13 protein-coding genes are annotated in these 11,571 nt (G+C 62.3%); 5 read left to right on the top strand and 8 right to left on the bottom strand.

What is annotated here, in order from left to right; all coding sequences use genetic code 11:
- Nucleotides 1-63 precede the first annotated feature (63 nt).
- Nucleotides 64-708: a nicotinate-nucleotide adenylyltransferase gene (gene nadD, locus FPT15_RS15335; RefSeq protein WP_106579377.1), complete on the bottom strand. Its 645-nt coding sequence runs from the start codon at nt 706-708 to the stop codon at nt 64-66.
- Nucleotides 708-1,973, bottom strand: a complete 1,266-nt coding sequence (locus FPT15_RS15340; RefSeq protein WP_145162483.1) for a glutamate-5-semialdehyde dehydrogenase — start codon at nt 1,971-1,973, stop codon at nt 708-710. Before FPT15_RS15340 ends, nadD begins: the two co-directional genes overlap by 1 nt.
- A gap of 174 nt (nt 1,974-2,147) precedes the next feature.
- On the opposite strand from FPT15_RS15340, the gene FPT15_RS15345 reads away from it, so the two are divergent.
- Both FPT15_RS15345 and FPT15_RS15350 read left to right on the top strand, forming a co-directional pair.
- Nucleotides 2,148-2,831 carry a DNA-3-methyladenine glycosylase gene (locus tag FPT15_RS15345; RefSeq protein ID WP_145162486.1) on the top strand — a complete coding sequence of 228 codons (684 nt, stop codon included), beginning with the start codon at nt 2,148-2,150 and terminating at the stop codon, nt 2,829-2,831.
- Nucleotides 2,832-3,027: 196 nt separating this feature from the next.
- Complete coding sequence (locus FPT15_RS15350; RefSeq protein ID WP_145162489.1) at nt 3,028-4,344, top strand: bifunctional DedA family/phosphatase PAP2 family protein; 1,317 nt, start codon at nt 3,028-3,030, stop codon at nt 4,342-4,344.
- Here FPT15_RS15350 and FPT15_RS15355 read toward each other — a convergent pair.
- Genes FPT15_RS15355 through FPT15_RS15365 form a run of 3 tightly spaced genes read right to left on the bottom strand, consistent with a single transcriptional unit; the run spans nt 4,338 to nt 6,020 of the window.
- Nucleotides 4,338-4,931 (bottom strand): LON peptidase substrate-binding domain-containing protein, encoded by a 594-nt coding sequence (locus FPT15_RS15355; RefSeq protein WP_145162492.1) that lies wholly within the window; start codon nt 4,929-4,931, stop codon nt 4,338-4,340. The genes FPT15_RS15350 and FPT15_RS15355 overlap by 7 nt on opposite strands.
- Before the next feature lie 22 nt (nt 4,932-4,953).
- Nucleotides 4,954-5,670 (bottom strand): LrgB family protein, encoded by a 717-nt coding sequence (locus FPT15_RS15360; protein WP_106579382.1) that lies wholly within the window; start codon nt 5,668-5,670, stop codon nt 4,954-4,956.
- On the bottom strand, nt 5,667-6,020 hold the full coding sequence (locus FPT15_RS15365; RefSeq protein ID WP_145162495.1) for a CidA/LrgA family protein: 354 nt from the start codon (nt 6,018-6,020) through the stop codon (nt 5,667-5,669). Before FPT15_RS15365 ends, FPT15_RS15360 begins: the two co-directional genes overlap by 4 nt.
- Nucleotides 6,021-6,178: 158 nt before the next feature.
- Between FPT15_RS15365 and FPT15_RS15370 the strand changes: the two genes are divergently transcribed.
- The 3 genes from FPT15_RS15370 (at nt 6,179) to FPT15_RS15380 (ending at nt 9,129) form a co-directional block, all read left to right on the top strand.
- A complete protein-coding gene (locus FPT15_RS15370) occupies nt 6,179-6,634 on the top strand; it encodes a MaoC family dehydratase (RefSeq protein ID WP_145162498.1) in 456 nt (151 codons plus the stop codon).
- 105 nt (nt 6,635-6,739) lie between these two features.
- A complete protein-coding gene (locus FPT15_RS15375) occupies nt 6,740-8,458 on the top strand; it encodes a C13 family peptidase (RefSeq protein WP_145162501.1) in 1,719 nt (572 codons plus the stop codon).
- A 29-nt stretch (nt 8,459-8,487) separates the two neighbouring features.
- Entirely contained in the window at nt 8,488-9,129 is a 642-nt protein-coding gene (locus FPT15_RS15380; protein ID WP_106579386.1) for an oxidoreductase, read from the top strand.
- 147 nt (nt 9,130-9,276) lie between these two features.
- Here the strand turns inward: FPT15_RS15380 and FPT15_RS15385 are convergent, their stop codons facing one another.
- Genes FPT15_RS15385 through mpl form a run of 3 tightly spaced genes read right to left on the bottom strand, consistent with a single transcriptional unit; the run spans nt 9,277 to nt 11,529 of the window.
- The gene (locus FPT15_RS15385; protein WP_145162504.1) at nt 9,277-9,561 is read right to left on the bottom strand and encodes a YceK/YidQ family lipoprotein; all 285 of its coding nucleotides are present in this window, start codon (nt 9,559-9,561) and stop codon (nt 9,277-9,279) included.
- On the bottom strand, nt 9,554-10,183 hold the full coding sequence (ubiX, locus tag FPT15_RS15390) for a flavin prenyltransferase UbiX (RefSeq protein ID WP_003219402.1): 630 nt from the start codon (nt 10,181-10,183) through the stop codon (nt 9,554-9,556). Before ubiX ends, FPT15_RS15385 begins: the two co-directional genes overlap by 8 nt.
- Nucleotides 10,180-11,529, bottom strand: coding sequence for a UDP-N-acetylmuramate:L-alanyl-gamma-D-glutamyl-meso-diaminopimelate ligase (mpl, locus tag FPT15_RS15395; protein ID WP_145162507.1), 1,350 nt, complete (start codon nt 11,527-11,529; stop codon nt 10,180-10,182). Before mpl ends, ubiX begins: the two co-directional genes overlap by 4 nt.
- Nucleotides 11,530-11,571 lie beyond the last annotated feature (42 nt).

An 11,571-nucleotide genomic window follows, 5' to 3' on the forward strand; every position in this document is an offset into this window, starting at 1 on the left:
CTCGTTTTGCTCGTATGTTCGGGCACTTGCTGCACGACTGTGCGTGCGATCAAACGCGCCTTTTCAGTTCGACGCACGGTAAAGCCCGTGCGCATCGATGTAGGCCAGGACCGCGTCAGGCACCAGGAAACGTACCGACTTCCCGCTGGCCAGCAGTTGACGGATCTGGGTGGCGGACACCGCAAGCGGGGTCTGCCAGACGAATGCAATATTCCCGTTTGGCCCGGTCAGGGCCAAGGGGTCACTTACCGACCGCGCGGCCAGCAGGTTGCGCAAGGCATCCGGCGGTTCGCTGTCGGCATCCGGGCGTTGCAAAACCAGGATGTGGCAATGCTGGAGGAGTTCCTCCCAGCGATGCCAAGAGGGCAGGCCGCAAAATGCGTCCCAGCCCAAAAGCAGAAACAACTGGTCGTCTGCGGCCAACTCGGCACGCATCAGTTCCAGGGTATCGACAGTGTAGGACGGTTTATCGCGCTTGAGCTCGTGGTCGTCCACCACCAGCGGCGCAATGCCGTCTACCGCCAGGCGCACCATCTCCAGGCGTTGTTGCGGTGATACCTGCGGCGTATCGCGATGCGGCGGCCGCGCGTTGGGCATCACCCGCAGCTCATCCAGCGCGAGGGCGTCCGCCACTTCCAGGGCACTGCGCAAATGGCCGATGTGCACGGGGTCGAAGGTACCGCCGAGCAGCCCAATGCGTTTAGCCATCAAGTGCGCACGTGACCGTCGCCGAACACCACGTACTTCTCGCTGGTCAGGCCTTCAAGGCCAACCGGGCCGCGTGCGTGGAGCTTGTCGGTGGAGATGCCGATTTCCGCCCCCAGGCCATATTCGAAGCCGTCGGCAAAACGCGTCGAGGCGTTGACCATCACCGAAGCGGAATCCACTTCGTTGAGGAAACGCCGGGCATCGCTGAAATGCTCGGAAACAATGGCATCGGTGTGCTTGGAGCCGTATTTATTGATGTGCTCGATGGCCTGGTCCAAGTCGTCGACGATGCGGATCGACAGGATCGGCGCCGTGTATTCGGTGTACCAGTCCTGCTCTGTCGCCTCGATCACGTCCGCGCCCAACAGCGCACGGGTACGCTCACAACCGCGCAGTTCCACGCCCTTGTCACGGTAGATGGCAGCCAGCGGCGGCAGCACGCGATCGGCAATGCCGACGTGCACCAGCAGGGTTTCCATGGTGTTGCACGGGGCATAGCGGTGGGTCTTGGCGTTGTCGGCGATGCGGATCGCCTTGTCGATGTCGGCGGCGATGTCGATGTACACGTGGCACACGCCGTCCAGGTGCTTGATCACTGGCACCTTGGCATCGCGGCTCACGCGCTCGATCAGGCTCTTGCCACCGCGCGGCACGATCACGTCGACAAATTCCGGCATGGTGATCAGCGCGCCAACGGCGGCGCGGTCGGTGGTTTCCACCACTTGCACCACTTCGGCCGGCAGCTCGGCCACGGCCAGGCCCTGCTGAATGCAGGCGGCAATGGCGCGGTTGGAATTAATCGCTTCGGAACCGCCACGCAGGATCGTAGCGTTGCCCGACTTGAGGCACAGGCTCGCGGCGTCGATGGTCACGTTCGGGCGCGACTCATAGATGATGCCGATCACGCCCAGGGGCACGCGCATTTTGCCGACCTGGATACCGGACGGCAGGTAACGCATGTCGCGGATTTCACCGATGGGGTCAGGCAGCTTGGCCACCTGACGCAGGCCTTCGATCATGTCGTCGATACGCGCCGGGGTCAGCGCCAGGCGGTCCAGCAGGGCCGGCTCCAGGCCATTGGCGCGGCCATTGGCCAGGTCCTGTTCATTGGCGGCGGCCAGCTCGGAGCGCGAAGCATCCAGAGCATCGGCGGCGGCCAACAGGGCACGGTTCTTCTGCGCAGTGCTCGCACGGGCGATAAACCGCGAGGCCTGCCGGGCAGCGCGACCCAGGCGGGTCATGTAGTCAAGAACGGACTCAGTCATGGTCAGGGAGTCTTGGCAAAGAGGAAAGCGGCAGATTATAGCTGTGACGCCGCCCGACTGACAGCGGTGAGGGGCGGATGGTCGAAATGAACTGTAAAAACTTGGGGTTCAGCGGTAATTAAGGTGGGAGTTGTTATTATTCCGTCACATTTAGCCGCATTAACCCTGATCGCCATGCCCAGTTTTGCCCCTCTGCTCCCCGCCAGCGCCCTGCCCGACAGCTTCTTCGACCGCGACGCGCAACTACTCGCGCGCGAATTACTCGGAAAAGTCATACGCCACCGCGTGGGCGATATCTGGCTTTCAGCGCGAATTATTGAAACCGAAGCCTATTACGTGGCCGAAAAAGGCAGTCACGCGTCGCTCGGCTACACAGAAAAGCGTAAGGCTTTGTTTCTGGATGGCGGGCACATCTACATGTACTACGCCCGTGGCGGCGATTCGCTGAACTTCAGCGCCCAGGGCCCAGGCAATGCCGTGCTGATCAAATCGGCGTATCCGTGGGTCGATGAGCTCTCCGGCCCGGCGAGCCTGGCGCAGATGCTGCTGAACAACCCCGACGCCAACGGCCACCCTCGCCCCGCGCAGAAACTCTGTGCGGGCCAGACGCTGCTGTGCAAAGCCTTGGGATTGAAAGTGCCGATGTGGGATGCCAAGCGTTTTGACCAGGAACTGCTCTACGTTGAAGACGTCGGCCAGGCGCCGTCGCAGATCATCCAGACCACGCGCCTGGGCATCCCCAGCGGGCGCGATGAACATTTGATGTACCGCTTTGTGGACGCGGGCTATGCACCGTATTGCACCCGGAACCCACTGCGCCGGGGCCAGGTCGAAGGCCGCGATTACTTTTTGGTTTGAACAGACTGAGACTGCTGCTCGCGCGGGTCATTGATACCAGCCACACAGCAGATCCAATGTGGGAGCGGGCTTGCTCGCGAATGCGGTGTGTCAGCGGCGGATTCCTTCACTGAGACACCGCATTCGCGAGCAAGCAAGCTCCCACAATTGATCTTCACTGTCTCAGGTTTCGCAATACAGATATGGAGTTGATTGTATGGGCCAATGGCTCGATAGCATTACCGGCTGGCTGACCCTGAACCCGCAATGGCTGGCCGTCGCGGTGTTTATCGTCGCGTGCGTGGAGTGCCTGGCCATCGCCGGGCTGATCGTGCCGGGCACGGTGCTGCTGTTTGCCATTGCGGCGCTGGCCGGCAGTGGCGCGCTGTCCTTGAGTGAAACCCTGTTGCTGGGTTTCCTCGGCGGCTTGCTGGGCGACGGGGTTTCCTACTACCTGGGCCGACATTTCCATCAGAACATCCGACGCTTGCCCGGCCTGCGCCACCATCCTGAATGGATGAACGGCGCAGAAACCTACTTCCACAAGTACGGCATCGCCAGCCTGTTGGTAGGACGTTTCATCGGCCCGTTGCGCCCGATGCTGCCGATGGTGGCCGGGATGTGCGACATGCCCTTCCCGCGCTTTGCCGCCGTGAGCGTGTTGGCGGCAGCCGGCTGGTCGGTGGCCTATCTGCTGCCGGGCTGGGCCACCGGCGCGGCCTTTCGCCTGCCACTGCCGGCCGCTTTCTGGCCGCAGGCAGGTATCGTCGCGGCCTGCCTGGTGGTGTTGCTGGGCCTGAGCTTGAACAGCAGCCTGCGCGGCCATCGTCGCGCCACTTTGTGGATGGGTTGCGCCAGCCTGACGCTATTGATCGCCCTGTTCATTGGCTACCCGCACCTCAATGACTTTGATCAAGGGTTGAGCGCACTGGTGCAGGAACACCGTAGCCTATGGCTGGACGAGGTGATGGTGCGGATCACCCAGCTGGGTGAGTTCAGGAAGATGTTTGTCGCCAGCGCCATCTTCACCGGTTTGTTGCTGCTGGCTCGGCAGTGGCGTCATGCGGTGTTCGTCGGCGCGACGCTGGCTGGCGCGGCGGTGATCAACACCGGCACCAAGCTGTTTTTCGCCCGTGGCCGACCGGAAATCCTCACCGACCCGCTGACCAGTTTCAGCATGCCCAGCGGCCACGCCTCCGGCGCATTTGCGTTTTTCCTGGCGCTGGCGGTACTGGCCGGTCGCGGCCAACCCACAAGATTGCGCCTGACCTGGATGCTGCTGGGCTGTATTCCGGCGGCCTTCATTGCGCTGTCGCGCGTCTATCTCGGCGCGCATTGGCCCACGGACATCCTGGCCGGCACGTTGCTGGCGATGACGGTGTGTGCGTTCAGCCTGACCGTCACCCAGTATCAAAGCCCGCTGCCGGCCATGCCGCGCACGACCTGGTGGCTGCTGCTGCCGGTGCTGGTGGCGCTCATGAGTTTTATCGCCCTGACCGGCACCCCCCACGCCCTGCTGCGCTACGCCTACTGAGTGAAGAGCTCGCCCTGCAACTCGTCGAGCAACATCTGGATGGCATCCAGGCGTTGCTGCGGGTCGTCGAGTTGCAGCAGGTCGATCTTGTCGGCCTCGGTGAACGGCAGCAGATAGGCCAGCTGGTTACCCAAGGCTTGCTGGCCATCGGCGTGGGTGCCCATGTCCAGCGACGCAACCATCGGATGCTCAGCCAGCGCCTGGAGCAATGCCAGCAGGTCGGCGTCCTCTTCTTCCAGCGGTTGATCCGGCAGCTCTTCGAGCCACTGCACCTCGGCGACCAGTAGCTGGTCCTTCTGCACGCCGGTATCACGCACGCGGAACCTGCGCCCGCCTTCGACGCGAATCCCCAGCAGGCCGTTGTCCTGTTGCTTGAAGTCGCGAATCAGCGCTTCACAGCCGATCAGCGCGTAGCCGTCCGGGGCCATGCCCACTTCCCTGCCGCTTAAGATGCACACCACGCCGAAGCTTTCGCCCTTTTTCATGCAGCGGCTGATCATGTCCAGGTAGCGCGCCTCGAACAGTTGCAAGTCGAGGGTGCAGCCAGGGAACAGCACGGTATTGAGCGGGAACAGCGCCAGACTCATAGAGGTTTCCTTCAAACCCGGTTTAAACGATCACGGACACGGCCAGCGGCAGGAACACCGCCGTGGCCACGCCCATCAGACTCATGGCCAACGCCGCGAAGGCGCCGCACTCTTCGCTTTCCTGCAGCGCGACCGAGGTGCCGACCGCATGGGCGGTCATGCCCAGGGCCATGCCGCGCGCTTCGGGGCTGTGCACGCCCAGGCGCGACAGGTACGCCGGGCCGATCATCGCGCCGACCACACCGGTGATCAACACAAACACCGCCGCCAGGGCCGCCACGCCACCGATCTGCTCGGCCACCAGCATGGCAATCGGCGAAGTCACCGACTTGGGCGCCATGGTCATCAGCATCCTATGCTCAGCGCCAAACCACCAGCCCAGCAGCACACACAGACCAGTGGCCAACACGCCCCCTACCACCAGCGTAGTAAAAATCGGCCAGAACAATTGGCGGATCCGCCGCAGGTTCAGAAACAGCGGCACCGCCAGGGCCACGGTCGCCGGGCCGAGCAGGATGCCCATGATCTCGGTGCTTTTGCGGTACTCGACGTAAGTCAGGCCACAACTGAGCAATACGCCGATCACCAGCAGCATGGACACCAGCACCGGCTGCAGGAAGATCCAGCGGGTTTTCTCGAAAGCCGCCAACACCAGTTGATAGGCGCCAAGGGTGATACCGATGCCGAACAGAGGGTGATGAATGACCGCCGTCCATGCGCCTTGCCAATCGAAGGTCATTGGTCCTTCTCCTTGCGTTTGACCATCTGCTGCATCAGCACACCGACGAAGCCCATGGCGATCACCAGCGACAACACCAGCGCGCCGACGATAGCCCAGAAGTCGGCGGCGATGTCCCTGGCGTACACCATCACGCCCACGGCCGGCGGCACCAGCAGCAATGGCAAATAACGCAACAGGCTGCTGGCGGCCAGGCTCAAGGGCTCGCCGACTTCACCGCGCCAGATCAGAAAGCCCAGCATCAGCAGCAAGCCGATGATCGGCCCAGGCAGCACCGGCACCAGCAAATGGTTGATCGCGGTGCCGATCAATTGAAACAGCACCAGCCATGTCAGGCCCCTTAACAGCATCGCTTATCTCCCCCTCAAAACCCGCCCGCATTATAAGCACGCCGGCTCTATGCTTCGGCATTCGCCAAAAGCATGGAGGGTTGACCGGGTGGGTTGCCCATGATGATCTACCCTGGATTTGGCCCACCTATAAAAACGATGAACCAAGGAGAGTCGCAATGCCCTATGTACCCGTAGCGCAGCTCAAAGATTATGTCGGCAAGGAACTGGGACGTTCCGAATGGCTCACCATCGACCAGGCGCGTATCAACCTGTTTGCGGAGGCCACCGGCGATCATCAGTTCATCCACGTCGACCCGGTCAAGGCCGCGCAGACCCCGTTCGGCGGCACCATCGCCCACGGTTTCCTGTCGCTGTCGCTGATACCCAAGCTGATGGAAGACCTCCTGATCGTGCCTGAGGGCCTGAAGATGGCGGTCAACTATGGCCTGGACAGCGTGCGCTTCATCCAACCGGTCAAGGTCAACTCCAAGGTGCGCCTGAACGTGACGCTCAATGACGTCACCGAGAAAAAGCCTGGCCAATGGCTACTCAAAGCCACCGCCACCCTGGAAATCGACGGGCAGGAAAAACCGGCTTACGTCGCCGAGTCGTTGTCGCTCTACTTCGTGTAAGCCCGCGCCTGTGGTGGGGATATAAACCTCACCACAGCGTATGTAAATTTATGTATGAAACTCGCAGCTGCGGCATACTCGGCGCTCAATTATCCGGATCCCGCTATGCGCCCACTCGCTCCCCTTGCCCTTGCCCTGTTGCTCACCGCTTGCGGAGACGGCGAATCGCTGTTGCCGCCCGATGCGCGCCTGCCCGACGGCGGCCGTTACCGGGGCGATGTGGTCAATGGTTTGCTGCAAGGTCAAGGCCGGGTCGACTACCCCAACGGCAGTTGGTACGCCGGCCAGTTCGACAAAGGTCAATGGCACGGCCAGGGTGAATGGCATGGCAGTAACGGCGAGGTCTATAAAGGTCAGTTCAAGCAAGGCCTGTTCGATGGCCAGGGCAGCCTGACCACGGCGGGCAGCAGTTACGTCGGTGGTTTCAAAAATGGCCGGCGCAACGGCGAGGGCACCCTCAAAGAGGGCCAAATGACCTATCGCGGCGAATTCAAGGACGATCAATATTCCGGCCTTGGCCGCCTCGAGCTGGCCGACGGCAGCCAATACCAGGGCCAGTTCGCCCACGGCAAACCGAATGGCGAAGGTCAGCGTAACGACGACAGTGGCAACCAGTTCAGCGGCCACTTTGTCGATGGCCAACTCGAAGGCAATGGCACGTTCAACAGCGCCGACGGCGACATCTATGTCGGCCAGTTCAAACAGAACCAGCTCAACGGCAAAGGCCGCTATGAAAACGCCGATGGCGACGTGTGGATCGGCCAGTTCAAGGAAGGCGCCCTCAGCGGCAAAGGCGAGCTGATCGGCGTGGACGGCAGCCACTATGTCGGCCAGTTCAGCGACTGGCGCTTCACCGGCGAAGGCCGCTTGAACCTCACCGACGGCAGCTTCTATATCGGGGGGTTCGACAGCGACAGCTATCAAGGCAAGGGCACCCTCGTGCTCACTGATGGCACGGTAGAGGCCGGCACCTGGGTCAACGGCATGCGCGTGCGCGACGCCGACGGCAAGCTGCTGCCCGACCCGCTGGAAATCGGCATACTGGCCCAAGGCCGCTTGCTCGATGCCGCCCTTGCCGCCGTACCCGCCTCCACCCCCGCCGTCGAGCTGTACACTCTGGTGCTGGCCGGCGACGGCAAGCAAAGCGTGTTCCTGCGCGAAGCCGATTACGTGAGCAACATGCTCGCCACCCGTTTCGGCGCGCGCGGGCAGATTCGCCTGGTCAACCACCGCGACCATATTGCCGACCGCCCTCTGGCCACGCGCGAAAGCCTGCGCCGCGCCGTGCAAACCCTTGCCGAGCGCACGGGGCCGGAAGACCTGGTGTTTATCTACATGACCAGCCATGGCACCCACGAACACGAACTGGTGCTCGACCAACCGCGCATGGAACTGGCCGACCTGCCGGCCGATGAACTCGCCGCCGTGCTCGCCCCGCTGAAAAACCGCGACAAGGTCATCGTGATTTCCGCCTGCTACTCCGGTGGGTTTATCCCGGCGCTCAAAGATGAGCGCACGCTGATCATGACCGCCTCGCGCGCCGATCGCGTGTCATTCGGCTGCTCCGAGGAAGCGGACTTCACCTACTTTGGCGATGCCCTTTTCGCACAAGCTTTAAACCAGACAGATGACTTACAGCAGGCTTTCAAACTGGCACAAATGCACGTGGCCGAGCGCGAACAGGCGGACAACTTCGAAGCGTCCGAACCGCAGATCTGGGCGCCCAAAGGCGTGATCGCCCATTGGCAGTTATTACGTAAACAGCAGGCACGAAAGGCGCTCGAAAGCGTCTCAATGAATAGCAAGGAAGCCAAAGGCAACTAAGCTGTAACGTGTTACAAGGGGGAAACACCATGTACCTGACACCACAACATATCTTGCTCGCCGGGGCCTCGGGCCTCACCGGCGAACACCTGCTCGACCGCCTGCTCAACGAACCTACCGTGACCCGCGTACTGGCGCCTAGCCGCAAGCCGCTGGCTGAACACCCGCACCTGGAAAACCCGGTGGGTGACCCAGTGGCGTTGCTGCCGCAACTGAGCGGCCAGGTCGATATCGCCTTCTGCTGCCTGGGCACCACAATCAAACAGGCTGGCTCCGAAGCGGCCTTTCGCGCCGTCGATCTGGACATGGTCGTGGCCTTCGCCAAGCGCGCTCGGGAAATGGGCGCGCGGCACCTGATCGTGATCAGTGCAATTGGCGCCGACCCGAAATCCTCGATCTTCTACAACCGCGTCAAAGGCGAAATGGAACAGGCGTTGAAGGCTCAGGACTGGCCGCAACTGACCATCGCGCGCCCTTCGCTGCTGCTGGGAGAGCGCCTGGAACCACGCTTGGCTGAACAGCTCGCCGGGCCGTTGTCGCGGTTGATTCCAGGCAAGTACCACGGCATTGAAGTCTGCGAGCTGGCCCGGGCCATGTGGCGCCTGGCGCTGGAAGAGCAGGACGGGGTGCGGGTGGTCGAGTCGGATGAGCTACGCAAACTCGGCAAGTAACGTCGTTGAGCTCTGGCACGCAACAAACGGTGGGAGCGGACTTGCTCGCGAAGGCGGTGGACCAGTCAACTTAGGCATCGACTGACACGCCGCCTTCGCGAGCAAGCCCGCTCCCACATTGGTTTTGTGTTGCCTGCGAGGTCAGAGCTACAGACCACCGGTTGCATTGAAACCCACGCCCAATACCGTCAACGCCGACAACGGCAACAGCAGCGTGTCGAGCAACGCACTGGCCGGCAGGTCGATGTGCGGGTAGCTCGGCGCTTCAGCGCCAAACCGGTCCTTGGCGCAACAGCCGCCGTTAATCGCATACAAATCCAGCCGTGTGCCGGCGTACACCACCGGCGCGCCAGGCTGCGCGGCGTCGAGCGTGCGCGCGGTGGCGCAGCCCGTCAGTTGCAGCGCCAGCATCACCAGCAGCGCCTTATTCATCGCTGCTCAAATGGTGCTCGCCCCAACGCGGCAGCATGTCTTGGGGAATATTCAGCAGGTTGAGAATCCGCGCGACCACGAAATCCACCAGGTCATCAATGGTCTGTGGCTGGTGATAGAAGCCAGGCGAAGCCGGCAAGATGGTCACGCCCATGTTCGACAACTTGAGCATGTGCTCCAGATGGATACTCGAATACGGCGCCTCGCGCGGCACCAGAATCAGCTGGCGGCGCTCCTTCAAGGTCACGTCCGCCGCGCGCTCGATCAAGTTGTTGCAGGCGCCCGTCGCAATCGCCGACAAGGTGCCGGTAGAGCACGGCACCACCACCATCGCCGCCGGCGCTCCGGAGCCTGAGGCCACGGGCGACATCCAATCCTCTTTGCCGTAAACCTTGATCTGCCCTGCCGCCGCCCCCGTGTATTCGGTGAGGAAGGCTTGCATCATTTGCACTTTGGGCGGCAGCGCGACATCAGTTTCGGTGGCCAGCACCAACTGCGCGGCCTTGGAGATCAAAAAATGCACCTCGCGGTCTTCGCGCACCAGGCAATCGAGCAGGCGCAGGCCATAGGGCGCGCCGGAGGCACCGGTCATCGCCAGCGTGACGCGTTCCGGGCCGCTCATTTCAGCGCCTCGGCCAGCTTGCCATGCAGGCCGCCGAAGCCGCCGTTGCTCATCACCACGATGTGGGTGCCCGGCGTGGCTTGATGCTTGACGTGTTCAATGATGCCCTCGATGGAATCGCAGACGGTGGAAGGCACGGTGCACAGCGCAGCAATGCCCGGCAGGTCCCAGCCAAGGTTGGGCGGCGCATACCAGACCACTTGGTCGGCGTCGTTGACGCTTTCCGGCAGGCCATCGCGGTGCGCGCCCAGCTTCATGGAATTGGAGCGCGGCTCGACAATGGCAATGATCGGCGCATCGCCGACCTGCTTGCGCAGGCCATCCAGCGTGGTGGCAATGGCCGTCGGGTGGTGGGCAAAGTCGTCGTAGATGGTAATGCCGTTGACGTCGGCGACTTTCTCCATGCGGCGTTTCACGCTTTTGAAGGCACTCAACGCGGCGATGCCCATGGCGGGCACCACGCCCACGTGTCGCGCGGCCGCCAGGGTGACCAACGCGTTGGCGACGTTGTGCTGGCCAGTCATGCCCCACTCGACGATGCCTTGGGCTTGCCCTTCAAACAGCACTTCAAATCTGGAACCGTCTTCGCTGAGCAGCTTGACCTGCCACTGCCCGCCCGCGCCGGTGGTTTGCACCGGGGTCCAGCAGCCCATGTCGATCACGCGCTGCAACGCCGGCTCGGTGGTCGGATGGATGACCAGGCCTTCGCTCGGAATGGTGCGCACCAAGTGGTGAAACTGGCGTTCGATGGCCGGCAGATCGGGGAAGATGTCGGCGTGATCGAACTCAAGGTTGTTCAGGATCGCCGTGCGCGGGCGGTAATGAACGAACTTGGAGCGTTTGTCGAAGAACGCGCTGTCGTATTCATCCGCCTCGATCACAAAGAACGGCGTGTCACCCAGGCGCGCCGACACCGCGAAGTTCTGCGGCACACCGCCAATCAAAAAGCCTGGGCTCATGCCCGCGTGCTCCAACACCCAGGCGAGCATGCTGCTGGTGGTGGTCTTGCCGTGAGTGCCGGCCACCGCGAGTACCCAGCGACCTTGCAGCACGTGGTCCGCCAGCCACTGCGGGCCGGAGACATAAGGCAAACCTTTATTGAGTACGTACTCGACCGCTGGGTTGCCACGCACCATGGCGTTGCCGATCACCACCAGGTCTGGCACCGGGTCGAATTGCGACGGATCGTAGCCTTGGGTCAACTCGATACCCTGGGCCTGCAGTTGCGTGCTCATGGGCGGGTAAACGTTGGCGTCGGAGCCGGTGACGTGGTGGCCCAGTTCTTTGGCCAGAACCGCCATCGAGCCCATGAAGGTGCCGCAAATACCGAGAATATGAATGTGCATGGTTGACCTCGTAAAACATCGAGGCAGGTTAGCGCAGGGAGG

The sequence above is a fragment of the Pseudomonas sp. RGB genome, from assembly GCF_007713445.1.
GTDB lineage: Bacteria > Pseudomonadota > Gammaproteobacteria > Pseudomonadales > Pseudomonadaceae > Aquipseudomonas.

Coding starts and splice junctions, on each gene's coding strand:
- mpl (WP_145162507.1), bottom strand. CDS start 11,529: ATGCACATTCATATTCTCGGTATTTGCGGCACCTTCATGGGCTCGATG.
- FPT15_RS15375 (WP_145162501.1), top strand. CDS start 6,740: ATGCGCCCACTCGCTCCCCTTGCCCTTGCCCTGTTGCTCACCGCTTGC.
- FPT15_RS15355 (WP_145162492.1), bottom strand. CDS start 4,931: ATGAGTCTGGCGCTGTTCCCGCTCAATACCGTGCTGTTCCCTGGCTGC.
- FPT15_RS15360 (WP_106579382.1), bottom strand. CDS start 5,670: ATGACCTTCGATTGGCAAGGCGCATGGACGGCGGTCATTCATCACCCT.
- FPT15_RS15380 (WP_106579386.1), top strand. CDS start 8,488: ATGTACCTGACACCACAACATATCTTGCTCGCCGGGGCCTCGGGCCTC.
- FPT15_RS15365 (WP_145162495.1), bottom strand. CDS start 6,020: ATGCTGTTAAGGGGCCTGACATGGCTGGTGCTGTTTCAATTGATCGGC.
- FPT15_RS15340 (WP_145162483.1), bottom strand. CDS start 1,973: ATGACTGAGTCCGTTCTTGACTACATGACCCGCCTGGGTCGCGCTGCC.
- FPT15_RS15350 (WP_145162489.1), top strand. CDS start 3,028: ATGGGCCAATGGCTCGATAGCATTACCGGCTGGCTGACCCTGAACCCG.
- FPT15_RS15370 (WP_145162498.1), top strand. CDS start 6,179: ATGCCCTATGTACCCGTAGCGCAGCTCAAAGATTATGTCGGCAAGGAA.
- FPT15_RS15385 (WP_145162504.1), bottom strand. CDS start 9,561: ATGAATAAGGCGCTGCTGGTGATGCTGGCGCTGCAACTGACGGGCTGC.
- ubiX (WP_003219402.1), bottom strand. CDS start 10,183: ATGAGCGGCCCGGAACGCGTCACGCTGGCGATGACCGGTGCCTCCGGC.
- FPT15_RS15345 (WP_145162486.1), top strand. CDS start 2,148: ATGCCCAGTTTTGCCCCTCTGCTCCCCGCCAGCGCCCTGCCCGACAGC.
- nadD (WP_106579377.1), bottom strand. CDS start 708: ATGGCTAAACGCATTGGGCTGCTCGGCGGTACCTTCGACCCCGTGCAC.